The sequence below is a fragment of the Desulfomicrobium orale DSM 12838 genome (assembly GCF_001553625.1).
Classification (GTDB): domain Bacteria; phylum Desulfobacterota; class Desulfovibrionia; order Desulfovibrionales; family Desulfomicrobiaceae; genus Desulfomicrobium; species Desulfomicrobium orale.
Map to the genome: position 1 here is coordinate 1620652 of NZ_CP014230.1, position 24996 is coordinate 1645647.

At 60.0% G+C, this 24996-nt stretch carries 19 protein-coding genes, 1 pseudogene and 1 riboswitch; of the genes and pseudogenes, 12 read left to right on the top strand and 8 right to left on the bottom strand.

Going from position 1 to position 24996, the window contains the following annotated elements:
- The first annotated feature begins 104 nt into the window (after positions 1-104).
- Together purT and AXF15_RS07485 are read left to right on the top strand one after the other, a co-directional pair.
- Entirely contained in the window at positions 105-1286 is a 1182-nt protein-coding gene (gene purT, locus AXF15_RS07480; RefSeq protein WP_066605486.1) for a formate-dependent phosphoribosylglycinamide formyltransferase, read from the top strand.
- 155 nt (positions 1287-1441) lie between these two features.
- Positions 1442-2017, top strand: a complete 576-nt coding sequence (locus AXF15_RS07485) for a DUF2059 domain-containing protein (RefSeq protein WP_066605492.1) — start codon at positions 1442-1444, stop codon at positions 2015-2017.
- A 183-nt stretch (positions 2018-2200) separates the two neighbouring features.
- On the opposite strand, the gene hysD is transcribed toward AXF15_RS07485, so the two are convergent.
- From hysD to hysB, 3 genes are all read right to left on the bottom strand, one after another.
- A complete protein-coding gene (hysD, locus tag AXF15_RS07490) occupies positions 2201-2665 on the bottom strand; it encodes a NiFeSe hydrogenase maturation protease (protein ID WP_066605495.1) in 465 nt (154 codons plus the stop codon).
- A 128-nt stretch (positions 2666-2793) separates the two neighbouring features.
- Entirely contained in the window at positions 2794-4275 is a 1482-nt protein-coding gene (gene hysA / locus AXF15_RS07495; protein ID WP_066605498.1) for a NiFeSe hydrogenase large subunit HysA, read from the bottom strand.
- Between the two features lie 15 nt (positions 4276-4290).
- On the bottom strand, positions 4291-5238 hold the full coding sequence (gene hysB, locus AXF15_RS07500; protein WP_066605501.1) for a NiFeSe hydrogenase small subunit: 948 nt from the start codon (positions 5236-5238) through the stop codon (positions 4291-4293).
- A 305-nt stretch (positions 5239-5543) separates the two neighbouring features.
- On the opposite strand from hysB, the gene AXF15_RS07505 reads away from it, so the two are divergent.
- Positions 5544-5996 (top strand): metal-dependent hydrolase, encoded by a 453-nt coding sequence (locus tag AXF15_RS07505; protein ID WP_066605503.1) that lies wholly within the window; start codon positions 5544-5546, stop codon positions 5994-5996.
- A gap of 20 nt (positions 5997-6016) precedes the next feature.
- Here AXF15_RS07505 and AXF15_RS14540 read toward each other — a convergent pair whose 3' ends face one another.
- The 5 genes and pseudogenes from AXF15_RS14540 to ribB all read right to left on the bottom strand — a co-directional run bounded on the left by AXF15_RS14540 (position 6017) and on the right by ribB (position 11181).
- Positions 6017-6820 (bottom strand): hypothetical protein, encoded by an 804-nt coding sequence (locus AXF15_RS14540; protein ID WP_236884742.1) that lies wholly within the window; start codon positions 6818-6820, stop codon positions 6017-6019.
- Between the two features lie 17 nt (positions 6821-6837).
- The gene (locus AXF15_RS07510) at positions 6838-9183 is read right to left on the bottom strand and encodes a hypothetical protein (RefSeq protein WP_236884743.1); all 2346 of its coding nucleotides are present in this window, start codon (positions 9181-9183) and stop codon (positions 6838-6840) included.
- 25 nt (positions 9184-9208) lie between these two features.
- Positions 9209-9613, bottom strand: coding sequence for a response regulator (locus tag AXF15_RS07515; protein WP_066605504.1), 405 nt, complete (start codon positions 9611-9613; stop codon positions 9209-9211).
- A 325-nt stretch (positions 9614-9938) separates the two neighbouring features.
- The gene (gene ybaK / locus AXF15_RS07520) at positions 9939-10403 is read right to left on the bottom strand and encodes a Cys-tRNA(Pro) deacylase (RefSeq protein ID WP_066605506.1); all 465 of its coding nucleotides are present in this window, start codon (positions 10401-10403) and stop codon (positions 9939-9941) included.
- An 81-nt stretch (positions 10404-10484) separates the two neighbouring features.
- A pseudogene (gene ribB, locus AXF15_RS07525) lies at positions 10485-11181 on the bottom strand (3,4-dihydroxy-2-butanone-4-phosphate synthase).
- Between the two features lie 16 nt (positions 11182-11197).
- Positions 11198-11346, bottom strand: a riboswitch (FMN riboswitch).
- 220 nt (positions 11347-11566) lie between these two features.
- Here ribB and AXF15_RS07530 point away from each other — a divergent pair.
- The 9 genes from AXF15_RS07530 to AXF15_RS07570 all read left to right on the top strand — a co-directional run bounded on the left by AXF15_RS07530 (position 11567) and on the right by AXF15_RS07570 (position 24933).
- Positions 11567-12013, top strand: coding sequence for a hypothetical protein (locus tag AXF15_RS07530; protein ID WP_066605510.1), 447 nt, complete (start codon positions 11567-11569; stop codon positions 12011-12013).
- 30 nt (positions 12014-12043) lie between these two features.
- On the top strand, positions 12044-13885 hold the full coding sequence (gene typA / locus AXF15_RS07535; RefSeq protein ID WP_066605515.1) for a translational GTPase TypA: 1842 nt from the start codon (positions 12044-12046) through the stop codon (positions 13883-13885).
- A 234-nt stretch (positions 13886-14119) separates the two neighbouring features.
- A complete protein-coding gene (locus AXF15_RS07540; protein ID WP_066605517.1) occupies positions 14120-15502 on the top strand; it encodes an NAD(P)/FAD-dependent oxidoreductase in 1383 nt (460 codons plus the stop codon).
- 227 nt (positions 15503-15729) lie between these two features.
- Positions 15730-18852 (top strand): hybrid sensor histidine kinase/response regulator, encoded by a 3123-nt coding sequence (locus tag AXF15_RS07545; protein ID WP_066605524.1) that lies wholly within the window; start codon positions 15730-15732, stop codon positions 18850-18852.
- A 233-nt stretch (positions 18853-19085) separates the two neighbouring features.
- Positions 19086-21041 carry a methyl-accepting chemotaxis protein gene (locus tag AXF15_RS07550; RefSeq protein ID WP_066605527.1) on the top strand — a complete coding sequence of 652 codons (1956 nt, stop codon included), beginning with the start codon at positions 19086-19088 and terminating at the stop codon, positions 21039-21041.
- A 60-nt stretch (positions 21042-21101) separates the two neighbouring features.
- Complete coding sequence (locus AXF15_RS07555) at positions 21102-21554, top strand: chemotaxis protein CheW (protein ID WP_066605532.1); 453 nt, start codon at positions 21102-21104, stop codon at positions 21552-21554.
- Between the two features lie 40 nt (positions 21555-21594).
- Positions 21595-22671, top strand: coding sequence for a protein-glutamate methylesterase/protein-glutamine glutaminase (locus AXF15_RS07560; protein WP_066605534.1), 1077 nt, complete (start codon positions 21595-21597; stop codon positions 22669-22671).
- 58 nt (positions 22672-22729) lie between these two features.
- On the top strand, positions 22730-23869 hold the full coding sequence (locus AXF15_RS07565) for a CheR family methyltransferase (protein WP_083517927.1): 1140 nt from the start codon (positions 22730-22732) through the stop codon (positions 23867-23869).
- Between the two features lie 230 nt (positions 23870-24099).
- Positions 24100-24933, top strand: coding sequence for a biotin--[acetyl-CoA-carboxylase] ligase (locus AXF15_RS07570; RefSeq protein ID WP_169793624.1), 834 nt, complete (start codon positions 24100-24102; stop codon positions 24931-24933).
- The last annotated feature ends 63 nt before the right edge of the window (positions 24934-24996 follow it).

Below are 24996 nucleotides of genomic sequence, written 5' to 3' on the forward strand. Positions count from 1 at the left end.
CGTATGGCCCGCCGCACGGGACCGCGTCAAGACGCCAGTTGCCTCTGGTCAAGGAAAGCCGCCCGGAATACAAGCGGACCATATCCTGAAAAGCGAGGTGTGTGATGGTCAGTATCGGAACTCCTCTTTCTCCTTCGGCCACCAGAGTGCTCATGCTCGGCGCGGGCGAACTGGGCAAGGAAGTGGCCTTGGAGCTTCAGCGTCTGGGCGTGGAAGTCGTCGCAGTGGACCGCTACGAAAACGCCCCGGCCATGCAGGTGGCCCATCGCGGGCACTGCATATCCATGCTGGACGGCGAGGCCCTGCGCCGGATCGTCCGGGCCGAACGGCCCCATTACATCGTCCCGGAAATCGAGGCTATTGCCACGGATACGCTGGGGGAACTGGAGCGGGAAGGCTTCACCGTCGTGCCCACGGCCGGAGCCGTGCGGCTGACCATGGATCGGGAAGGCATCCGCAGGCTGGCGGCCGAAGAGCTGAAACTGCGGACTTCGCCGTACCGTTTCGCGGAAACCAAGGAAGAGTATATGGCCGCGGTCGGGGAAGTTGGAATGCCCTGCGTGGTCAAGCCGGTCATGAGCTCGTCGGGCAAGGGACAGTCCGTCGTCAGGAGCGGAGAAGATATGGATTCCGCTTGGGCGCACGCTCAGGAGGGCGGCCGGGCCGGGCAGGGCAGGGTTATCGTGGAGGGCTTTGTGGATTTCGACTACGAAATCACCCTGCTTACGGTGCGTCATACGGGCGGCGTCAGTTTTTGCGAGCCCATCGGCCATTTTCAGCAGGACGGGGACTACCGGCAGTCCTGGCAGCCTCAACCCATGAGTACAGCGGCTCTGGACGAGGCCCGGCGCATGGCTTCGGCCGTGACGGAAGCGCTGGGCGGATGCGGCGTCTTCGGAGTGGAATTTTTCGTCAAGGGCGACACGGTCTTTTTCAGCGAAGTTTCGCCGCGCCCTCACGATACGGGGCTGGTCACGCTCATTTCCCAGAACCTTTCAGAGTTCGCTCTGCACGCCAGAGCCATTCTGGGGCTGCCCGTTCCGGCCATCCGGCAGTACGGTCCCAGCGCTTCCAGCGTCATTCTGGCGGAGGGAGACTCCCGCCGGGTGGTGTTCGAGAACCTGGACCGGGCCCTGGCCGAGCCGGATACGGATCTGCGTCTGTTCGGAAAACCCGGAGTCTCGGGCAGGCGGCGCATGGGAGTGGCCGTGGCCCGGGCGGAGACTCTGGACGCCGCGCTGGAAAAGGCCGGCCGGGCAGCCGCCGCCGTTACGGTCAGGCTCTGAAACATCCCGGATGCGGCGATGTGCGCGCGCCGGGCACTTGTCATCCCCGGCGGCTTTCACTAAGCAGATCAGATTTGGGCGGTTTTCGCCCGTAACCGGCGACTTCCGCCATATGGGCTTCCGTTTTGGGGGCCTGTTTTTTCCAAGGAGACGATATGAAACGACTGATTCTGACCCTGTGCCTGGTTCTGGCTTGCGGTACCGCCTACAGCGGTGAAAAGGAGCATCGCGCTCTGGCCGAGGAACTGATCAAAATCACCGACGGCGACAAGGTCATGGACGGCATGAAGGCCCAGGTCAGCATGGTTTTCCAGCAGATCACCTCCCAGATGAACGTTCAGGAGGCGGATAAGCCCAAACTGGAAAAATACACCAAGCGCTTCGAGGACATCCTCAAGGAAGATATGGACTGGGGCAAGGTCCGGACCCAGTATGTGGATCTGTACACGGGCACCTTCACCGAGAAGGAAATCAAGTCGCTGGTGGATTTCTACAAGTCCGACCTGGGCAAGAAGGTTTCGGAGAAGATGCCCGAGCTCATGCAGAAGAGCATGCTCGTGGCCCGCACGCACATGGAGATCGTGGTGCCCAAGCTGGAAGCCCTGACTGAGGAAATGCGCAAGGAATTCGAGCCCGCCGCGCCTGCCGCTCCGGCCGGGGCCGCGCCCGCGAAATCCGAAAAGGAAGCGCCCAAGAAGAGCGCCCCGAAGAAAGACTCCAAGAAAGATTAGTTCTGATTTCGGCAAGTGTGCGTCCAAAGGCTCCCCGGTCCGCCGGTGGAGCCTTTTTTGTCGCAGATTGTGATCCTCAGGCCACTGTGCCGCCTGCATTGCGGATTGGTTTGGGGAAAATGGAAATATGGAGCCGCCGGTTTCCAGCGGCGTCGGAGCGGATGGTTCCGGCCGGTCACCGTATCAGAGCAGGGCTCTGATTTCCCGGCGCACGGCTTCGAGGAAGAGGGGGTAGGCTGTCCGCACCGGTTCCGACAGTTCCATGGACCAGTCACTGATGCTCAGCGGTTCCATGCCCATGACCAGAAGTTCGGGTTTGCTGCCCAGAAGTTCGGCCATGCTCAGGGAGTCCAGCAGATCGATATCGTGCAGGGACAGGCGCTGGGCCTTGTTGTCCCGCAATTCGGCTTCGGTGAAGCGGTATGCCGTTCCCGGAGCCCGTCCGGCCTTGATGGCGTCGAGCACGAGTACCCGCTCGTATTCCTGGAATATGTGGAAGATGTCCTGAGTGAAGGTTGCCCCGTCCAGAAAAGTCACCGGCAGGCCGGACCATTCGTCTTCCTTCGCCAGGTCCTGCACGGCGTGTATGCCCACTCCGTCGTCCGTCAGCAGCAGGTTGCCCACTCCGAGCACCAGCAAGCGTTTCATGCTTTCCCCCGTTACATGAAGAGGGGCGCCTAAAGCGCCCCTCCCGATTTGCGTCGCTCCGGTCAGCCCAGAGTGATGACGTGTTCTTCGCCCGTTTCAGCGTGCAGCACGTGCACGGCACAGCCCAGTCACGGGTCGTAGGCGCGCACCAGGCGGCCTACGTTTACAGGGTTTTTCACGTCCGGGACAGGTATGCCGAGGAGAGCCTGTTCCACCGGCCCGCGCTGGTTCATGTCGTCCATGGGGCTGCAATTCCACAGTGTGGCCGAAACCACCTGATAGTTTTCGATCTTCTGATCCTTGATCTTCAGGTAGTGCAGGAGGGAGCCGCGCGGGGCCTCGGTAAATCCCGTACCCTCGCCCGCATCGGGCACTTCGGTCTTCACGTAGGTTTCGGCTCCGGGGCGGACTTCCTTCAGCCATCTTTCAATGGCCACGCTGGTCAGCCAGGTTTCCTCGGCGCGGGCCACATGCCGGCCCATGATGGAGAAGGCCTTGTCGCCCAGATCGCGGAAAACTTTGGCCTCGATGCCATACAGCTCTTTCAGGAGCTTCTGCCCCACGGAGCTCAGGGTCGGGTTGGCCACCCACATGCGGGCCAGAGCGCCGACCTCGCACGGTTTGTCGCGGTATCTCGGCGATTTGACGAAACTGTACGCGCCGGACTTGTCCGGATCGGGGTTGGTTTCGCCTTCGCTGTAATGCAGACCGCCGGATTTGGACTGGTTGAAGAAGGAATGGCCGACATATTCCTTGATGAGCTTCGGATCGAATTCCTCGTCCTTGCCGTCGATGTAGACGCCGGGCCGGAACAGGAATTCGGTATGGTCGTCGTTTTCGGGGAAGGCTCCGAAGGCAATGACGTTTTTCCAGCCGATGCCGGTCTCGAAGAGGTCTGGGTAGGCCGAGCCCACCAGATAGATGAGGGGCAGATACTCGTCCGCCACGAACTTCTGCACTTCCTTGAACCGGGAGGCATATTCCGCCAGCTTTTCCACTGTGGGAATCTCGCTGGCGCCGCCGGCGACAATGCCCTGCACATGAGGCATGCGGCCGCCGAACAGGGCCACCATCTCATGACAGATACGGCGCATTTCCAGAGCCTTCAGGTACTGGTTCAGACCGTAGGCGTTGACGGCCTCGGCCTTGGCCGGATCTTTGAGACGGTTCACGAGCAGGTCGGGATTTTCGTACCTGGGCACGAAGGGCGCCACGTCGGGCCCCTTCACATAATCAAGGGCCGCCAGATGGTAGAAATGCAGGATATGGGACTGAAGGTAGTTAGCCCCCAGAATCAGGTTGCGGGTGATGCGGCCGTTGGTGGTGACCTTCACGCCGAAAGCCTCGTCCTGGGCCATGACCGAGGCCGTACAGTGCGCGGTGGGGCAGACGCCGCAGATGCGCTGCACGATCTGGGAGGAGTCCCTGGGGTCGCGGCCGCGCAGTATCTGTTCGAAGCCGCGGAACATGCCGCCGTAGCATTTGGCATCCACCACCTTGCCGTCCCTGACTTCCACTTCGATCTTGAGGTGCCCCTCGACCCTGGTCAGCGGATCGATGGCGATTTTTATTTTCCGCCCCTCGGCTGCGGGAGTAGCTGTTTGTGACACGTCTGTCCTCCTGGATTATTCCGCTACATAGAAAGGAGATTTGCCGTCCGGGAAGTCCGGTTCCACACAGCCGATACATACGGCGTTTTCGACGCACCAGTTCACGCTGTTGTTCCAGCGGCGCTTGGGACAGTCGGCCATGGTGGACGGCCCCTTGCAGCCGAGTTCGGCCTTGCAGCCCGGAGTGGTGAAGATTTCCGAGAAATCGGAGTTGTCGTACATTTCGAGGTAGGGACAGTTCTCGTGAACATTGTCCCCGAAGAAAAGCATGGGGCGGCCGTCGTCATCGAGCTCGGGCAGCGGATGCTCCTCGGGATTCAGCACATGACTCCATGCGGCCACGAGGGTCCCCACCATCCAGTCCGGATGCGGCGGACAGCCCGGCACGTTGACCAGCAGTTTGTCGATTTTTTCTTCCGTGAAGAAGTCGCGCAGACCCTTGGCTTCAGTGACATTGCCCGCGGCGGCCGGAATGCCTCCGTAAGCGGCGCAGGTGCCCAGCCCCACTGTGGCCAGGGATTTGGGAGCCAGATCACGGATCAGGTCCGCCATGGTGATTTCCCGGTGATGCCCGCCGCTGTCCAGCATCTCACCCACGATGCAGTAGCGCCCTTCCTTGGCCGTGGGGATGGCTCCTTCCACCAGAAGAAAGAAATTGCCGTTGAATTTTTCAGCAACCTCATACATGTGTTCCAGCGCCCGTTCGCCTTCGCTGGCCATGACGGTGGGATGATACTCCAGACTGATCACATTGAGGAGCACTTCCTTGATCCCCGGATGCACGGTGTTGAGCAGGGAAACAGAGCATCCGGTACAGCCCTGCCCCTGTACCCAGATCACCGGAGCTTTTTTGGCGCCTTCGGTCATGGCGCGCACAATGCCGGGGTGATAGATCTGGGAAATACCCAGCCCGGCCACGCCCGCCGTGCACAGTTTGACAAATTCCCGTCTGCTGAGACTCATACCTTCCTCCTTATATAAGAAAGGGCCTGCGGAGCACCCGATCATTTTTTGTGGAAAAACATATTGTTGATTCAAAGATTGTGTCAATGCCCCCTTGCCGGAGCTCTTGTGTAAAGCCAGAATTGTACGCTTTTTGGGTATATTTATTTGTTTTTGATAGCACGAAGCAGTGCTGCTCTTTCATCAAGTACTCTTGCTGTATGCAGACAGGTCCTTTTTTGAGTTGCAAGTGGGGATGAAGCGAAGACATTGCCGGAAATTATCGGGAACAGGAAAAATTGTATCCCAATGGGACAGGAGGGATGATGCCGGGTTATAAGGGACACTTGGCCGGGGGCGCGATTGCGGGGGCCGCGGTTTTGGGAGGAACGGTATGGAGCGGCCTGTATGCGCCATCCTTCACCCAGATGGCCGTGCTGGGAGGACTGGCGCTTCTGGGAGCCCTCTTTCCCGATGTGGATACGGACTCCAAGGGCCAGCGTCTGTTTTATCTCATGCTGGTGGTTCTGGACCTGGCACTGCTCTGGAAGGGATATTTCAAGTGGGCGGCCATTTTGGGGCTTGCGGCCATGTTTCCTGCCCTGGGTGCGCACCGGGGCTGGACGCACACCTGGTGGGCCATGCTGCTTGTGCCGCTCCCGCTCGTTCTTCTGCCCGTCTGGCTGTATGGAGTTGAACCGGAAAGCGTTCTGCCCCTTTATCTGGCGGTGGTGACAGGCTATGCGTCGCACCTGCTGCTGGACCGCCGGTGGCGTTGATTTCTGTATGCCGGGCCGCGTCAGCGCTTGTATGGCCCCCGTTTTCTGCCCAGCGTTTCCATGGTCCGCAGATATTCGTCCGAGCGGTCGAGATAGAAAGCCAGCGCCCTGGAAAAATTCTTGCCCACCAGGCCGTCCACAAACAGCTGGCTGATCTCCTTGTACCGCCGCAGGACATACTGCGAGCGCAGGAAGATGAGCCATTCCTCCTTGGTCATGTTCTGAACGGCCGTCTCCAGCGCCTTGGAGGCCCGGGGCTGATACCACCAGAAATACATGAGATCCAGAGCGTTCACGATGAGCACCTTCTCCAGATCCCGCGCCTCGTAGTTGATGGTGGCCATGAAGGTCTTCGGCGACTCCAGCATGTCGAGCACGTCTTCTTCGGGGAAGATGACGTCCAGCCGGGAGAACACGTCGTACATGGAAACGAGCTTGGCCCTGTAGTCGGCCAGGCGGATGTGCACGTTCTTGTGCCTGTCACCGAGGCCCCCGATGACGGCAGCCACGCAGTCTGAAACCAGCTTGGAGATAACGGCGGCCCACTTCTGCAGAGTTTCCTCCGCATTGGGGATTGCGGCCATATGCATCCCGGTGGTCAGGCAGGCATTGAAGGCGATGGTCAGAGGAATGGACAGTACACTGCGGAAAAAACTGCCGATGGCCACTCCGCGGGGCAGTCCACGGAAGGTATTGTGGCCCACGATATAGGTGCCGTTGGCGACGGCTATGATTGAGAACAGCATGACTGGATTGGTGCTGGTGTTAATATCGAAGCCCCAGTCAAGAATTATGGTTTTAATCAGCACGTCCAGAAGCGGCACGGAAAACCCCGTATACATCAAAGAATCGGCAATGCGGCTCCAGCTGACCAGAGAGTTCCACTGTACCAGAGGCGAGCGCTTGAAGCCCCCCCGCCAAGTACGGCCTGAATGACGTTTCGTATGCCGGTGATGCCGAACCAGATGAATCCACCCAAGTAGGCTAATACCCACCAGTCTGCGGTCAGAGCGAAAGTCAGAAAGGCAGGAATGAAACCGACCAGAATTTTCAGGGCATTCATGACGCCCGTGTTCAGGTATTTGGTGGACAGCGGCGCCCGCTTCCTTTTCTTCCTTTCCTGCTCGCTGATGATGCGCAGGCCGTTGTCCTGTGAAAGTTGGATGCCACCCAGAGCGACTATGTTGCCCGGTTTCCCGGGGTGGATATCGACGCAATCCAGGCTCCATTCCGTGGTGGTGGCACACCCGGCCAGTTCCAGGCCGGGAATTTTTCTGATCCGACGCAGCAGGGAGGAAGTGTTCTTGTGACAGGATGTGCGGGTACAGCAGCTCATCAGGGCTGTCAGGGGCAGCAGCTGTTTATGTTCCGCCTTTGCTTGGTGCAGGACGATTTTCCGGGCTCGTTTGGGCAGAGTTTCCAGGACCGCCACGCCCATGCCATACTGATGCCTGGACTGTCCGGTGGAGCCGCTGCCGATGCGGAATGCCAGGGAGCGTTTCTTGTAGTACTTATGGAATGTTTCGATGTGGAAGAGGATGTCCAGCAGTTTACTTTTGCGTTGGTCGGCCGAGGCGAGCTCCTTCTCGATTTCCAGAGCCAAAGAAAGATCTTCCCGGGCCCTGGCCTTGGCCAGATCGTTGGCCAGAGCCAGTCGTTCCTCTTCAAAAGCCCAGATGATATCACGGATAGCCCGCTTCAGGACAATGACGTTGTCTTCGTTCAGGGCCCTGCGCAAGGCCGAGATCTGGGCGCTGGTCCGCTCCGGATTGACCATATCGACCGCATCTCCCGTACAGCCCCGGAACAGGGCGGGAGGCAGGGACCATTTGCCGCGGGAGACGTCCTTCAGATTGTACAGCTCGACGTTGGTGATGCAGCCTTGGCAGTCATAGAGGATCTCCAGCGTATCGACCACTGACAGATTGCTCAGATTCAGGGTGAAGCGTGAACTGGAGTAAAACCGGGCGAGCCTGGGGACCAGCTCCCCCGGCGTGAGGCGCAGCATCGGAGGAACCTGCGGATCGTCCTGGGGAATGGTAGGGTCGTGAAGCTCCGGATTGCGGCAGGGTTGCAGGTAGCGCGTGATGATGAGTTCCGAGTCGATGGCGTTCAGATTGTCGAGACGGGTCTGCAATTCCTTGCGCCGGGCCTCGTCGGCGGTTTCATATTCCAGACTTATTGCCTGGGCCGCCTGCTTCAGTTTGGGCTGCATGCCGGTCTGGATGTGTTTGGCCAGGTGCAGCAGCGACGGCTGTCCTTCTCCCACGAAGCGTCTGAATTCCTTTTCGTCGAGGGGATCGAGATCCAGACCGTATTCCGCATTCATGGCCTGGCGGTGCATGGCGTTATAGGCCGCCAGAGCTCTGAACACGTATTGCTGCTGGTAGGCCGAGACCTCCCGGCCTTCCTTCATGACGGCCTGAACCGGTTTTTCCGCCATGAAGGCGCGGAAGGATTTGGGATCCGTATATCCCTGAGGCTCCCAGATGCAACGGACGTATTTTCCCCGGAACTGCGAGGAAACCTCGATGCCGATGCGGATCTGCATGTCCATGATGCTGGCGGCCTCGAGCAGTTCGTCGGCCACCTCGGGATCGACATAATTGTAGTAGACCACCGTCAGGAAGCGGATGCCCTTGATCCAGGCGTCCATGACCAGATGCGTCGGGGATTTGCGGCCTTTGGTGTTGGCGTCGTGGACGTGGTCGTCGAAGGCCAGCTGGTTCCATGCTTCGGGCATCTCCAGAAGATGGTATTTTTCCAGTTCGGCCCGCACGACGCGAGGTTTGCCGGAGGAGACCATGCGGAAATCGTGGGCCAGCCGCAGCTGGGTGTCCTCGTCTTCCCGGTTCCGGATGAGTTCCTTCATGATCTGGAGCTGCACCCGGGCCGTGTTTTTCTGCAGGTAGGAGGTTGAGGCGAGGATGACCTCGTCCTTCAGCGATCTGAGAGAGGCCAGGCGGTTCGCCGAATTGCCGCCTTCCAGAGAGCCGAGCAGGTTGGCGATGGCATAGGCGATGCGCAGCACCTGCGGCACCGCCATTTCCTTGATGCCGTGCGGGTGCATGTAGGGTGCAAGCAGTGTGCGGATGTTCTGGCTTTGGGGGGAGCGGGCCAGGACATCGTTGACGATCCGCAGCAGCGTGAAATCGTTGGTGTCGAAAAACAGTCGGGGATGGGCCATGGACGCTCCCGTATTAGACAGTGATTCAGGCCCGGCTGTCGCTTGGCTGCTGTTCGGCCAGTGTTTTTTTACGGTAGGCGTCTTCCAGCTTGTAGAGAAGATCCTCCAGATCGGCCGGCTTCATCAGATAGTCGAAAGCGCCGTGGTCCATGCCTTCCATTGCCGCGTCCACGCTGGCGTGGCCGGTGAGCATGATTACTTCCGTGGTCGGCCACTGGGTCTTGATATGTTTGAGTACTTCAAGACCGCCCATGCCCGGCATTTTGACATCCAGCACAACGACATCTCTCGGTTTTTCGGCCAGCAGGGCCAGGGCCTCCTCGCCCCTGGACACGCCCTGGGCCGCGATGCCGCGTTTGAGCAGCCGTTTGACGATGGTACGCAAAAAATCTTCTTCGTCATCGACGAGCAGTACGGAAAGGTTTTCCATTTCAGCTCCTTGATTCAATCTGCCGGTTGACCGCCGGGGCGTGTGTTCCAAGTGTCACATAGACCGGGAGCCTCTCAGGAGGCAATGCTCTTCTTGTCCCCGCGCGCCATCTTTTTCGGTGTTTCCGGGTGAAAGGGGAAATGTCGTTTGGGCGTGCAGGCTGGTCCGGGCGGAAGAATTGTCAGGCGTCGAGCCGGAGAAGGCTGGCAGGAGTGAACGCAGTCCGTGTTCAAGCCGCGTTGTCAACAAATTTTTCAGGTGGAAGTGCGCTCAATTGAACAAGTACAGCCAGGATTGTGAGGGGCTTCTGTCTCGCCAGCCGGATTCAGGCTGTGAGGGGGGCGAATGTGCCGTTTGTCAGGCGGGCCAGATCTTCCGGGGAGAGTTCGATTTCGAGGCCGCGCCGTCCCGCGCTGACGAAGATGGTGGGATGATTCCGGGCGGAGGCGTCGATGAATGTTCGCAGCCGCTTTTTCTGCCCCAGCGGGCTGATGCCGCCCAGCACATAGCCCGTGGCGCGTTCGGCCTGGTGGGTGTCGGCCATGGCCGCTTTTTTGCTTCCGGCGGCTTTGGCGAGGTGCTTCAGGCCGAGCATGGACTCCACCGGCACGATGCCTACGACCAGCTCCGCGCCTGCATCGACGATCAGGGTCTTGAAGATGCGCTCCGGGGCGGCGCCGAGTTTTTCGGCCGCTTCCAGACCATAGGACGGTGCGGACGGATTATGCTCGTATTCGTGCACGGTGAAGGCAATGCCGGCTTTTTTGGCGGACAGGATGGCGGGCGTCATGGGTTTCGCCCGTAGCCTCCTGATCCGGAAATGTCCATGTGCCGAAAAAAACCGGGAGTCTGCACAGACTCCCGGCAGGCGTTAAATCGTGGCGGATGCGCTGTCTCCGAGGCAGATCTTGATGTCTTCGACGCTGACCACCGGGATGTCGTGCTTCCCGGAGAATTCCAGGATTTCAGGCATACGGGCCATGGTGCCGTCCGGATTGGTCAGTTCGCAGAGCACTCCATAGGGTTTCAGGTCGGCCATGCGCATCAGGTCTACGGTGGCTTCGGTGTGTCCTTCGCGCTCCAGTACTCCGCCGGGCCTGGAGGGGAAAAACATGGCCGGGGCGGTTCAAATCGGAAGGCACGGCATTGTCGGCGATGGCCGCCTGGACCGTGCGCAGGCGGTCAGTGGCGGACACTCCGGTGGTGACCCCGCGTGCGGCTTCGATGCTTACGGTGAAGGCGGTCTGGTAGCGGCTGGAATTTTTTGCGGCCATGGGGGGCAGGTCCAGAGCGCGGACTTTTGCTTCCGGCAGGCACAGACAGACGATGCCGCTGCATTCCCGGATAAGCATCGCCATCTGGGCCGTAGTCAGATTCTGGGCGGCGAAAACGAGGTCTCCCTCATTTTCGCGATCCTCATTGTCTGTGACCAGAACGCCGTGTCCCCGGCGCAGGGAGTCCAGCGCGCGTCTTACGCGGGTGTGAGGGGAGGCGGTGGAGTGGGGCTGATTCACGTGTGTTCTCCTTGGAAGCGGGGCGTGAATCAGGGCGCGGCCGAAACCGTCCACCCCGAGTGAACGGCGGCCGTTTTCTCTTCCATCCGGACTGTGACCGTCGGCTCCGGTTTCGCACCGGATCTGCTGACCTCCCGAAATTACGGGAGCGCTCGCGGGCTTTCCGTCCGTGGACGGATTACCGCCGGTGGGGACTTCCACCCCGCCCTGAGAAAGAGAAACGATGCTCCCCATTCGAATGTGTTGTCAATGCATCCGTACATTCATGCCGGATAATCGCAGTCTGCCGGCAAGTTCCGGTGGCAGTGCCCCTTCTGGGGGTGCATTTTCGTGCGCAGTCCGCCATTGCCTTCCACCGTCCATGGGCGTAACAGCCCGCCTTCCGCCACAGGGGCTTTTCCTTGTGGCTTTTTTTTCCACTCGTTACGAAGGATGTGCCATGATTCAGATACAGGCCGGAAGTTCTGTGGAGTCGCAATGCGGCAAATGCAAGACCGTCACGGATCATCATGTGGTGGCCATGGACGGGGACCAGGTGGCCAAGGTGGAATGCAAGGTCTGCGGCGCACGCCACGCCTACAAGCCGCCCAAATCCGCCGCGTCCGTTTCGGCCGCGCCGAAGGTGCGCTCCTCGCGGGCCGCTTCGCCCAAGGCCGCGTCATCCAAAGCGCCCGCACCCCGGCGCACGTCGTCCGCGCTCTGGGAACAGTCTGTGGCCGGCGCGGCTTCGGTTCCTTATGACATGGCCGGAGTCTTTCAGGCCGGGGATGTCATCGAGCATGCCGTCTTTGGGCTGGGCGCGGTCCAGAAGTTCATGCGCCCCAACACCATAGAAGTTCTGTTTGCCGACGGCGTGCGCAATCTGCGCTGCGGCGGGGGCCGCTAAAGACACTGCCGTTTTTTTGAAGGAGATACGATGCAGCACAACGAAAAGACCAGAAATATAGCCATCATCGCCCACGTCGACCACGGAAAGACCACGCTGGTGGACGCTATGTTTCGCCAGTCCGGCGTGTTCAGGGAAAACCAGGCCGTGGACGACCGGGTCATGGACTCCATGGATCTGGAACGCGAGCGCGGTATCACCATCGCGGCCAAGAACTGTTCCGTGCGGTGGCGGGACGTGAAGATCAACATCGTGGACACGCCGGGCCACTCCGATTTCGGCGGCGAGGTGGAGCGCGCCATGTCCATGGTGGACGGCGCGGTGCTGCTGGTGGACTCTTCCGAAGGCCCTCTGCCCCAGACCCGCTTCGTGCTGAAGAAAGCCCTGGACGCGGGGCTGCCCATCCTGGTGGTGGTGAACAAGATCGACCGCGCCGACGCCCGTCCCGGGGAAGTGCTGAACGAGGTCTACGACCTGTTCATCGACCTCGGTGCCGACGAGAACCAGCTGGAGTTTCCGGTTTTGTACGCCGTGGGCCGCGACGGCGTGGCCTCGCCGACGCTGGAGGAGCGCGGGGAGAACCTGCACTGCCTGTTTGATCTGATCGTGGACCGCATCCCCGGTCCGCTTTTTGACCCGTCCGCGCCTTTCCAGATGCTGGTCTCGGATCTGGGCTACTCGGACTATCTGGGACGCCTGATCATCGGCAAGATCAAGGCCGGGCGTCTGCAGGACAAGACCGACCTGCTGTGCATGGGCGAGGGCGGGACCCAGACGCCCTTCCGGCCCACCAGAATCCAGGCCTACGAGGGCTTGCAGCTCGCGGATCAGCAGCAGGTGGAAATGGGCGACATTGTGGTCCTGGCCGGGCTGGACAAAGTGTGCATCGGAGACACCATCTGCCTGAAGGAGAGCCCGGTGGTCCTGCCGCGCATCGATGTGGATGAGCCCACGGTGGCCATGCGCTTCACCATCAACACCTCGCCCTTTGCCGGGCGCGAGGGCAAGATCGTACAGTCACGCAAGATCAAGGAGCGCCTGGAGAAGGAAGCCCTGACCAACGTGGCCATCCAGGTGGAGGAGAGCGAGGACAAGGATTTCATGATCGTCAAGGGCCGGGGGGAATTCCAGCTGGCCATCATCATCGAGACCATGCGCCGGGAAGGCTTCGAGCTGGGCGTGGGACGGCCCGAAGTCATCTACAGGAAGGAGGGCGGCAGGCTGCTGGAACCTTTGGAGCGCGTGTATGTGGACTGCGATGAGGCGTTCATGGGCGTGGTCACGGAAAAATTGTCCATCCGCCGGGGCAAGCTGGTCAACCTGTCCAACAACGGCGGCGGCCGGGCGAGGATGGAGTTTTCCGCGCCGTCGCGGGCCCTCATCGGCTACCGCGACGAATTTCTGACGGACACCAAGGGTACGGGAATCATGAATTCCCTGTTCGACGGCTATGGCGAGTACCGCGGCGACTTTCCGACCCGTTTTTCGGGCTCCCTCGTCTCGGACCGGCAGGGGCAGGCCGTGCCTTACGCCATATTCAATCTGGAGCCGCGCGGGCGTATGTTCGTGCAGCCCGGGGACGCCGTGTACGAGGGCATGATCATCGGCGAGCACAACCGGGACAACGATATCGATGTCAATCCCACCAAGGAAAAGAAGCTGACCAACCTCCGCGCCTCGGGCAAGGACGAGGCCATAATCCTGACGCCGGTCCTGCCCATGACCCTGGAAAAGGCGCTCAACTTCATCCGCGACGATGAAATGGTGGAAGTTACGCCTCTCAGTATCCGGTTGCGCAAGGTCGAACTTTCGGCACAAAAACGCCACACCATGTCGGCGCGGAAGAAAAAAGCGGATGGAAAACAAGGATAAACGCTTTTTTCAAGTAGCTGGCATGCCCTCTGCATACCCTTCTTGGCCGCGCCATTTCTGCCGGAATCAGTTCCGCGGAAAGGGCACGGTCTGTTGCGGGGTGGCTTTTGCGGCGGTTTTCCGGACTCAATCCGGGCGGATGGCGGGACCAGAGGGCCGAATTCCGGCCTGAGGCGAAACACCGGGTTTCGCGCAGCCCGCGTCCGCTCCAGCCAATTACCCGCGGGTGCGATCATGAAGCGAAATCACGATGTCATCATTGTCGGCGGAGGGCCGGCCGGGCTGTTTGCGGCCTTTCATCTGGCGGAACATTCGGATCTGAAGGTTCTTCTGCTCGAAAAGGGGCGCGGAACCGGAACCCGCAACTGTCCCCTGACCGGCGACCAGGACTGCGTACGCTGCAAGCCGTGTAACATTCTCTCCGGCATGGGCGGGGCCGGACTTTTCTCCGACGGCAAGCTCAATTTCATTCACAAGCTGGGCAAGACCGATCTGACTCAGTTCATGAGCGCCGGCCGGGCCATGGCTCTGATCGACGAAACCGAGGCCATCTTCAACCGCTTCGGCATGGACGGACAGGTCTACCCCACGGACATGGAAGCGGCCAGGGCCATCCGCAAGGACGCCCGCAAGTTCGGCATCGACCTGCTGGTCATCAGACAGAAGCATCTGGGCAGCGACAATCTGCCCGGCCACATCGCCGGCATGGTGGAGCATATCCGGTCCAGGGGCGTGACTGTGACCACGGGCGAGGAAGCCCTGGATATTCTGGTGGAGAACGGCCGCGCGGCCGGGGTGGTCACAACCAGGGGCGAGTACCGGGCGGATCGCGTCATCCTCGCTCCGGGCCGGGTGGGCGCGGAATGGATGGGGCAGCTGGCCCGCCGTCATGGTCTGGCTGTGACCCAGCGCGGCATCGAAGTGGGCGTACGGGTGGAAGTGCACAACGAGATCATGCAGGATCTGTGTTCCATCATCTACGACCCGACTTTTTTCATCCGCACCGGCAAGTATGACGATCTGACCCGGACATTCTGCACCAATTACGGCGGCTTCATCGCCCAGGAAAACTATCAGGATTTCGTCTGCGTGAACGGTCACGCCTACATGGACACGAAATCGACGAACACCAACTTCGCCTTTCTGTCCAAGGTGGTGCTGAACGATCCGGTCACGGACAACCAGTCTTACGGCGAGTCCATCGGACGTCTGGCCACTCTCATCGGAGGGGGCAAGCCCATCCTGCAACGCTTCGGGGATCTGAAGCGCGGCCGCCGCTCCACCTGGAACCGCATCCGCAACAGCTACATCGAACCCACTCTCACAAAGGTGACCTGTGGAGACATTGCCATGGCTCTGCCGGAACGCATTCTGGCCAATCTGGTGGATGGGCTGGAGAAGCTCAATCTGGTGGTGCCGGGAGTGGCCAATGATGAAACGCTTTTGTACGCGCCGGAGATCAAATTTTTCGCCACCCAGGTGGAATGTGGGGAAAATCTGGAAACGGCCATCAGGGGCCTGTACGTGGCCGGAGACGGGCCGGGAGTTGCCGGAAACATTGTTTCGGCCGCCGCCACGGGGCTTATTCCGGCCAAAAGTATCGTGGCCGGGGGATGACCCGCTTGGCGCCCCGTTTTGATGTTTCGGCATCACGGTATTGACAAATGCTGCGGCAAGTCTTTGTGTATGCCATACGCAATATGTAGGACTGAATCAGGGCCGCTTGTGGAAAAGTGGCGCCGCTCCACCCGTACGGCGGAAAAGAGCGGCATTTTTACGGACCGGAGACCAATGCCCGTAACGGCGAACATTGACGGAACACCGGTCATAGAAGGGAGTTCCCAATGATGATGGATGACGAAACCCTCCAGATGTATGTGGAGGAAGCCTCCGAGCACCTCGGGGATATCGAGAACGACCTGCTGGCCATCGAGCAGGCCGGACGGGACATAGACGAAGAACTGGTCAACAAGGTCTTCCGGGCCGCGCATTCCATCAAAGGCGGCGCGGGTTTTCTGGGTCTGACCAGGATCAAGGATCTCGGGCACAAGATCGAGAACGTTCTGGACATGATCAGGAACCGGGAACTGACCCCCGATCCGGAAGTGGTCAACGTGGTGCTGCTGGCCTTCGACAAGCTCAGGGACATGATCCAGAACGTGGCCGAAAGTAACGACGCGGACATCGGCGAACACCTGGCGGCTCTGACCGCGGCCGCCGAAGGCTCCACTGTGCGTCCGTCCGCCGCGCCTGAGCAAAAACCCGCCTCGCCGTCTTCGCCGCCGCCTGCGCCGTCCGCTTCCGGCGAAATGCTGGAAATCAGAAACCGGGCCGGGGAGGTGGCGCTGTCCGTGGACAAGACGGAGCTGGAACAGACCCGCAAAGGCGGCAAGACCGTTTATCTGCTGGAACTTGACGAGGAACGTGATGTGCGCGGCAAGGGCAAGACCCTGGCCGGCATCCGCGATTCCCTCGACTCCACGGGCACGATTCTGGCCGCGAGCGTCGATCTTTCCGCGCCGCTGTCTCCGGGCCAGAGTTTTTACCTGCTTTTCGTTTCCATCATCGAGGACGATATTCTGCCCGCGCTGCTGGATTTGCGCGCCGAGACGGTCCTGACCATTCCGGCTCCTTCCGCCGCACCGTCCGCGCCCGCGCCTTCCATCGTTCCGGCAGCCGCCGTAGCTTCTCCTGCGGCCTTCATGCCGGACGACTCCCCCGCGCCTGCAGCGGAAGTGACTGCGCCCGCGCCGGAACCTGCCGCCGTCAGACCCGTGGCTCCCGCCCGGACAGAGGACGATGCCCGCGCCAAATCCACGCGTTCCGGCTCCCAGACCGAATCTTTGCGCGTGCATGTCAGTCTGCTCGAAGACCTCATGAATCTGGCGGGCGAGCTTGTTCTCAGCCGTAATCAGCTCATGCAGGCCATTTCCTCGAACGCGCCGCACCAGATCGAGGTCGCCGGGCAGCGTATCGATTTGGTCACTTCCGAACTTCAGGAAACCATTATGCTCACGCGCATGCAGACCGTGGGCACCATCTTCAACAAGTTTCCGCGCGTGGTCCGCGATCTGGCCCGCAGTCTGGGCAAGGAGATCGACCTTCAGCTTGAAGGCACCGAGGTGGAACTGGACAAGACCATCATCGAAGGTCTTGGGGACCCGTTGACTCACCTGGTGCGCAATTCCGCCGACCATGGCATCGAACCGCCGGCCGAGCGCGCCGCGGCGGGCAAGCCGGCCATGGGCACCATCACGCTCAAGGCCTATCATGCGGCCGGACAGGTCAACATTGAGATCGCCGATGACGGCCGCGGCCTGAATACCGAAAAAATACTGAACAAGGCCATGGAAAAGGGTCTGGTCTCGCCGGAGCAGGCCAAATCCATGTCCGAGAAGGAAAAGGCCCAGCTCATTTTTCTGCCGGGCCTGTCCACGGCCGAGAAAGTGACCGACGTGTCCGGGCGCGGCGTGGGCATGGACGTGGTCAAGTCCAACCTGGACCAGCTCGGCGGGCAGGTGGATATCGAGACCAGCCTGGGCACGGGCACCATCATACGCATCAAGCTGCCCCTGACCCTGGCCATCATCCCGAGCCTGCTCGTGTCGGTAGGCGAGGAGCGCTTCGCCATCCCCCAGGTCAATGTGGACGAGCTGCTGTCCGTACCCGCAGCCCAGATCGGCGAGCGCATCGAGATGGTCGGCGACGCCGAAGTGCTGCTTCTGCGCGGTGAGCTCATTCCGCTGCTTTATCTGTCCACGATTCTGGACCTGAGCACGAACGATTGCCAGGCCGCCAGAACGATTCCCAGAATGCTTGGCAAGGAGCATGAGGAGCGGGAAGAAGGCGCGGTGGAATGCCCGATGCGGGACATCAACCTTGTGGTGGTTTCGGCCGGACAATTCCGGTACGGACTTGTGGTGGACCAGCTGCACGATTCCGTGGAGATCGTGGTCAAGCCTCTGGGCCGTCATTTCAAGGACTGCCAGGGCTACGCCGGAGCGACCATCATGGGCGACGGGCATGTGGCCCTGATCCTGGACGTGGCCGGATTGGGAAGGCTCGGAGAGCTGAACCTGAGCCTTGAGCGGACGGTGCAGGCCAAGGAAGAGGAAACCAGGGACGATCAGGAAAAGATTTCCCTTTTCACCTTCCGCAACGCACCACAGGAATACTGCGCCGTACCGCTTGATCTGGTGGCGCGGGTGGAGCTCATCGACGCCTCGGAAATCGAGGAAGTGGGCGGCCGCCGCGTGATCAAGTACCGGGGCGGAACCCTGCCGGTCTTCTCCTTGGATCAGGCTACCAACGTGAGCATGCTGGAGCAGAGCGGCGAACTTGTGGTCATCGTTTTTCTCATGGCCGGACACGAGATCGGCCTTCTGGCCAAGGCTCCTGTGGACGCGGTGGAGGCCAGGGTGACTGTGGACACCTTCACCCTGAAACAACCCGGCATCAGCGGCTCGGCCATCATCGGCGGGCATACGACTCTCATCGTGGACATCCACGAACTGATCCAGACGGTCCAGCCGGACTGGTTCGCCGTGCGGGGCAGCATCGAGATCCCGGATGACGCCGGAGAGGTGGGCGTACCGCATCTGCTGCTGGTGGAGGATTCGGATTTTTTCCGCAACCAGGTGAAAAAATTCATCGAGGATGACGGCTACACGGTGGACACGGCGGCGGATGGCGCCATTGCCTGGTCCATGCTGACGGCCGGCCCGGAGAAATACGATCTGGTGGTCACGGACATCGAGATGCCGAACATGGACGGGTTCGAACTGACCCGCCTCATCCGGGCTGACGAACGCTTTTCCATGATGCCCATCATGGCGCTGACTTCCCTTGCCGGGGAGGAGGACGTGGCCCGGGGCAAGGCTCTCGGCGTGGACGATTATCTGGTCAAGCTGGACAAGGAGCGCCTGCTGCAGGCCATCTATGACTGCCTGAAGCGATATGCTTCATAATTTCATGTTTTCGTAGACGCCACAGCAAGAGATATGTGAGTGCGCTTCTTTGAATATTCAAAAATGTACGGAATCGGCTGTGTCATGTGGAGCAGCCTGATGACGTACCGCTGAACATTTTCAGGGAATGGAGCTTGGATATGTCAATTAGGATAAAGATTGTTTTATTCTTTCTTACTGTCGTTATTTTTTCTGTTGCCGGACTTTTTATTCTGTTCTTAAATCAGCAGGAGATGCACTCGAAATATGTCTGGGAATTGAAAAACGACATCCTTCATCAGATTGAAAGCAATGCGGAAAAGGTGAATACATATTTTTCGTACAGTGAGAAGATAACTCTGGATCTTGCTTCTTCCGGAGAGCAGTTCCTGCGTGTAAATAAAAAATATAATGTCTCGGAAGAAGAAGTCCAGAACTTCCTTGTCACGCTTGTCGGACGCCATCCTTTCATATCTGGAGGAGGAATATGGTTTGAGCCATATGCTTTTTCACCCGACAGAAAATATTACAGTGTTTTCTCCTATTGGGAAAATGGGAAGGTCAAGACGACTCTGGAGTACAATCTGCCCGAATTCGACTATCAGAATCAGGACTGGTATCTCACCGGTCTGCCGAAGAACTGGGACAGAAGCGTCAAACGGGAAAAGAACATTTACTGGTCCGCACCATACAAGGATCCGGTCAGCGATGTCTCCATGTTTTCTTTCATCGGTATCATGACCGGAGACGACCAGAAGATCATCGGCGTCTCCACGGTGGATGTCAGCCTGCAATATCTCGGCGATATTGTGTCGAAGATCACTCCCACCCCTTCCTCGAAGTCTTTTTCCGTGGACAGAGAAGGACATATTCTGGCCTATCCGGCGGAGCCGAAGCGCGTTCTGAGCTCCGTGAGGGATGTGCCCGAACTGGGGACGGTCATGGACGTTGCCGCTGGAGAATCCAAGATTTTTGAGGTCATGGAGAATGGCAGGGAATGGCTGATGTTTTATTCCCGCTCTGAAAACGGGGTCGGTCTCGGCGTCAGTGTGCCTGTGGACGAGCTGCTAGCCAGCGCCATGAAAATGAAACGGATGAGCCTCTGGGTCATGATCGGGCTGACCTCCGCGCTTCTTATTTTGGCTGTCATTGTTTTCTATGTGCAGGACAAGGTGGTCATCCGCCCGCTGAACAGGCTGGCCCATGCCGCCGCACGGGTGGCGGAAGGCCGTCTGGATATGCGGCTTACCGATTTTCAGCGTGATGAAATCGGAATGGTGGCCAAGGCCGTGGACGGCATGACCGTCAGCCTGAAGGGTATGATCACGGAAATCAGAGCGGGCGTGGACCAGCTGACCGCTTCTTCGGAGGCTTTGGCCGAAATTTCGGCACAGGTCTCCGGGGGAATCACCGTCGTGGCGGAGCGTACCGGCCAGGTGGCCGCCGCTACCGAAGAGATGAGCTCCAGCCAGAGTTCGGTGGCTGCGGCCATGGAGGAGGCGTCCATCAACGTGAACACTGTGGCTGCGGCCACGGAGGAAATGAGCGCCACCATCGGGGAGATTGCGGCCAATTCCAGCAAGGCCCGGGAAATTACGAGACAGGCCGTGGAGCAGGCCAGGAGTTCTTCCGTACGCGTGCACGAGCTGGGCACGGCGGCCAATGAAATCAACAAGGTTACCGAGGCCATCACGGCCATTTCTTCGCAGACCAATCTGCTGGCCTTGAATGCCACCATCGAGGCCGCCCGCGCCGGAGAGGCCGGACGCGGATTCGCCGTGGTGGCCAACGAAATCAAAGAATTGGCCCAGCAGACGGCCCGGTCCACAGAGGAAATTCAGAACAAGATTCAGGATATCCAGCAGGCCACGCAGCTGGCCGTGGGTGAGATCGGCCAGATTTCCGGCATCGTGACAGAAGTGGACGGCATTGTTTCGACCATTGCCGCCGCGGTGGAAGAGCAGAGTGTGACCACCCGGGATATCGCCGGAAACGTGGGGCAGGCTTCTCTGGGTTTGACCGAGGTCAATACCAATGTCAGCCGGAGTTCCGCCACTGCCCGTGAGATTGCTTCTGATGTGGCCGATGTCTCCGTAAAGGGTAATGAGATCCTTACGGCCAGCGAACAGGTGAAACTGAGCGCCGAGGATTTGGCGAAGACCGCCGAAAACCTCAAGGCTCTGGTTGCCCGGTTCAGGCTGGAGGCGTGATCCGGCGGGTTACGGATTTACCCGGATTCAGTCGTGAATTCCGGAAGAAAAGGAGATTCCATGACACAGCACGCTCAGGAGCGTAGCGGATCGTTTCAACTGGCCTGCTTTTACGTGGGGTCGGCCCTGTGCGGCATCGACATCAACGTGATTCAGGAAATGAACAAGCAGATGGCTATGACCAGAGTGCCCCAGGCCGCGCAGCATGTGCTGGGCATCATGAACCTGCGCGGCCGCATCGTGACCATCATCGATCTTGGCCGCAAACTGGGCCTTGCCCCGTCAAAGCGCACGGATACGAGCCGGATTATTATCGTCAATTCCCGCGAGGAAAATATTGGTTTCCTGGTGGATCGCATCAGCGACGTGGTCACGGCCAAATGGGAGGAAGTGGAGCCCACGCCGTCCAATATCAAGGGCGTGAAGGGCGCGTATTTCCGGGGCGTGTGCAAGGCGGGCAGGGAGCTGGTTGCGATCCTGGATGTGGAAAAGGTGCTGGCCGAGGACGTGTGATGGCCGGAAGGATCCGGCGTACGAGAATAAGGATGGGCGCATGAAGCTGCGGGTTCTGGTTGTGGACGATACCATCATGTATCGCAAGGTGGTGGGGGATATCCTGGCGGAAATCCCCGGCGTGGAAGTTGTGGGCACGGCCAACAACGGCAAGGTGGCCTTGAGCCGCATCGCGGCTCTGGAACCGGACCTCATCACGCTGGACGTGGAAATGCCGGTCATGGACGGCCTGGAGACGCTGCGGGAGATAGAGAAGAGCTATCCCGATCTGGGTGTGATCATGCTGTCCACCCTGACCAAGCGCGGCAGCGAAATCACCATGAAAGCCCTGGAGCTGGGCGCTTTCGACTTCATTGCCAAGCCCGATGCCGATGCCCGCCAGGAAAACGTCCAGACGCTGAAAAACGCCCTGACGCCACGGGTGACCGCCTTTGCCAGACGCCGGGAGCTTAAGACCCTTCTGAAACAGAAGCTGCGCCAGGGCGGAGCCACTCCGCCTCCTCTTTCGCCGCCTGCTCCGGGTCCGGGTGTGCCCCGGCGTGTGGGCAAATCCAGGGCCGTGGCCATAGGCATTTCCACGGGTGGTCCCAACGCGCTGGCCCGCATGCTGCCCAGATTGCCCAAACTCGGAGTGCCCATTTTTCTGGTGCAGCACATGCCCCCGCTCTTCACCAAGTCTCTGGCGGAGAGTCTGGACAGCAAGTGCCAGTATGAGGTGCGTGAGGCTTCGGACAATGAGACGGTGCGTCCCGACGTGGTCTATATTGCGCCGGGGGGCAGGCAGATGCGGGTAGCCGCCGGACCGGGGGGAACCAAGATCATCCAGATCACCGACGATCCGCCTGAAAACAACTGCCGGCCATCCGTGGACTACCTGTTCCGTTCCGTGGCCAAGGAATACGGGGCGCAGACCACCGGGGTGATCATGACCGGCATGGGCGGCGACGGCACCTTGGGGCTCAAGGCCCTGAAGGGCTTTGGCGCGGTGACGGTGGGGCAGGACGCGGAATCCTGCGTGGTTTACGGCATGCCCAAAACCGCCTTCGAAGCGGGTGTGGTGGACGTGGTGGCGCCTCTGGACGGGATTGCCCAGGAGATTGTCCGCACGGTGAAATAGCCATGCGGAATCCAAGGCGGCGGTTTTTGTTGATGGAATCAGGTGGGCTGAAGCGTCTATGAGTATCACGGCGGACGAATTGCGGGCTCTGACCCGGTATATCTACTCCATTTCCGGAGTGGCCCTGGATGCGAGCAAGGCCTATCTGGTGGAGACGCGCCTCAAACCCATGGTGCAGCAGTATGCCTGCGCGTCGTACATGGATCTTTACACCAGAGCCAAGGCCGACCGCAGCGGCGCCATGGAAAAGGAAATCATAAGCGCCATCACCACCAACGAAACCCTGTTTTTCCGTGACGCCTCGCCCTTTGAGGTGTTCAAGCATAAAATCATCCCCGATCTGGTGGATGCGCGTTCAAAGAGAGGAGCACGGCGTGTTCCCATCCGCATTTGGAGCGCGGCCTGTTCCACCGGCCAGGAAATTTACAGCATCGCCATCGCCCTGCGGGAAACTTTGGGGAATCTGGATAATTTCGACATTTCCCTGCTGGGCACGGATATTTCCGACGATGCCCTGGCCAAGGCCAGCCTTGGCCATTACAACAAGTTCGAGATCGAGCGCGGCCTGCCTCCGCAGACTCTGCACCGTTATTTCGTCCCACTGGAAAACGGATGGAAGATCCGCGACGAGATCAGGGGCATGGCCACGTTCAAAAAGTTCAATCTGATGAAGCCGTTTGCCGGATTGGGCAAGTTCGACGTGATTTTCTGTCGCAATGTGGCCATATACTTCACTCCGGCCGACAAGAAGGCTGTCTTTGAAAAGATTGCCGGAGCGCTGGAGCCGGACGGTGCGCTCATCATCGGATCCACGGAATCCCTGACAGGCGTGACCGCCATGTACGAGCCCAGGCGTTATCTGCGTTCCGTATTCTATCAGCCCGTGTCCGGAGCCGCTTCCGCCGCGCCGATCAAGGCCGCTTCTGTCCCGCCCGCCCCGCCCGTTCAGCGGTCTGTTTCTCTGACGTCTCGTCCGGCCAGTGCCGCGCCCGCCCCGCCTCCACGCCCGTCCGTTGTTGCGGCCCCGCCTTTGCCCTCACATCCGGAACCGCCTCTTCCGGTGGATACGCCGCCCACACCGCAACCCGTGGAACCCGCGGTGGAACATCCCGCCACAGAGTTTCCTGTTTCGTCTCCTCCCCCCCGCGCCCCATTTTGCGCGCCGCTCCTCGTGTTGTGGGAGATAAATCCGCGCTGAAGCGGATGCTGCTGGAAAAAAAGCAGCGCCTGGGCAAGTAGCCTTCTCCCGTCTCCATCTGATGGAATCTGCATCCGTGCGGATTCTCCCGGGCTCATATTGCACGTTGCCGAAAGGGCCGCGCGGGTTTTATTGCGTCCCCTGCGGCGCCAAGCCGTGAAATGAATGGCCGGACGCCGTTATGCACGTGCATCCGCATGCCTCAATTTCCATCTCTTCTGGAGCTTCTCATGCCGTTATTCTGGGTTCCCGCCATTTCCGGTGTGACGGAAGAGTTTTCGCCGGAATGCCCCGGAGCGTCCGTTCTGCTGGGTGCGGAGGGCGGTCTTGGTGATGCTCTCTCCACGCATAATCTCCACCTGTGCGGCCCATGTTCGTCGGTGCTGGACGTGGCCATGCATCTGGCCCAAAGCGGACGCCTTATGGTCTGGGATTCCGTACTGGCGTCCTCGCAATGGGCCGGACGCGGGCAGTTGCGGCGGTCCTGGATTTCCGAGCCGGGCAACCTTTTCACGGCCTGGCGTCTGCCCGTACCGCCTCCGGCATGGGGAGGGCTTTTGTCCGTGCTCGCGGGCTGGGTTTTGTGCACGGCCCTGCGGGAAGGGGGAGTGGAGGCGCAGGTCAAATGGCCCAACGATATTCTGGTGGCGGGCCGCAAGGTGGGCGGCATCCTTCTGGAAGAGCGGGAAGACATTCTGCTGGCCGGGGTGGGGCTGAATCTGGTTTCGCATCCGGAAGAGCGGGACCTGCGGAAAGACCGGGCCTGCCCGGCCGGGGCACTGACGGATCTCTGGCCCGGAGAACCGCTTTTCCGGCGTTGGTTGCGGCTTGTGAACTCCGCTCAACTTCGTTACCGTGCCGCACTTTCAGAATCGACTCCCGCGGAATTTTCCCGCTCGATCGAGCCCATGCTGGCTTACCTCGGCACGGCGGTCCATGTCGGGGACCACCGGTCGCTGGTGCGCGGGCTGTACATGGGGCTGTGTCCGGACGGAGGAATTGTCCTGCGCACGGACGAGGGCGAGCGGGTGCTGCACTCCGGCTCCCTCGGACCGGAGGAGTGACCGGGTGCGGCGGGCTGCTGAAAACATCTTTTTTCGGAGGCTGCTTAGAAGATTATACTGGCC

Bases quoted from the DNA above. Each gene is read 5' to 3' on its own strand.
- hysD (WP_066605495.1), bottom strand. From the start codon at position 2,665: ATGAAACGCTTGCTGGTGCTCGGAGTGGGCAACCTGCTGCTGACGGAC.
- AXF15_RS07555 (WP_066605532.1), top strand. From the start codon at position 21,102: ATGACACAGCACGCTCAGGAGCGTAGCGGATCGTTTCAACTGGCCTGC.
- AXF15_RS07560 (WP_066605534.1), top strand. From the start codon at position 21,595: ATGAAGCTGCGGGTTCTGGTTGTGGACGATACCATCATGTATCGCAAG.
- AXF15_RS07510 (WP_236884743.1), bottom strand. From the start codon at position 9,183: ATGGCCCATCCCCGACTGTTTTTCGACACCAACGATTTCACGCTGCTG.
- AXF15_RS07485 (WP_066605492.1), top strand. From the start codon at position 1,442: ATGAAACGACTGATTCTGACCCTGTGCCTGGTTCTGGCTTGCGGTACC.
- AXF15_RS07540 (WP_066605517.1), top strand. From the start codon at position 14,120: ATGAAGCGAAATCACGATGTCATCATTGTCGGCGGAGGGCCGGCCGGG.
- purT (WP_066605486.1), top strand. From the start codon at position 105: ATGGTCAGTATCGGAACTCCTCTTTCTCCTTCGGCCACCAGAGTGCTC.
- AXF15_RS07550 (WP_066605527.1), top strand. From the start codon at position 19,086: ATGCACTCGAAATATGTCTGGGAATTGAAAAACGACATCCTTCATCAG.
- AXF15_RS07515 (WP_066605504.1), bottom strand. From the start codon at position 9,613: ATGGAAAACCTTTCCGTACTGCTCGTCGATGACGAAGAAGATTTTTTG.
- AXF15_RS07565 (WP_083517927.1), top strand. From the start codon at position 22,730: ATGAGTATCACGGCGGACGAATTGCGGGCTCTGACCCGGTATATCTAC.
- AXF15_RS07530 (WP_066605510.1), top strand. From the start codon at position 11,567: ATGATTCAGATACAGGCCGGAAGTTCTGTGGAGTCGCAATGCGGCAAA.
- typA (WP_066605515.1), top strand. From the start codon at position 12,044: ATGCAGCACAACGAAAAGACCAGAAATATAGCCATCATCGCCCACGTC.
- AXF15_RS07570 (WP_169793624.1), top strand. From the start codon at position 24,100: ATGCCGTTATTCTGGGTTCCCGCCATTTCCGGTGTGACGGAAGAGTTT.
- hysB (WP_066605501.1), bottom strand. From the start codon at position 5,238: ATGAGTCTCAGCAGACGGGAATTTGTCAAACTGTGCACGGCGGGCGTG.
- AXF15_RS07505 (WP_066605503.1), top strand. From the start codon at position 5,544: ATGCCGGGTTATAAGGGACACTTGGCCGGGGGCGCGATTGCGGGGGCC.
- AXF15_RS07545 (WP_066605524.1), top strand. From the start codon at position 15,730: ATGATGATGGATGACGAAACCCTCCAGATGTATGTGGAGGAAGCCTCC.
- ybaK (WP_066605506.1), bottom strand. From the start codon at position 10,403: ATGACGCCCGCCATCCTGTCCGCCAAAAAAGCCGGCATTGCCTTCACC.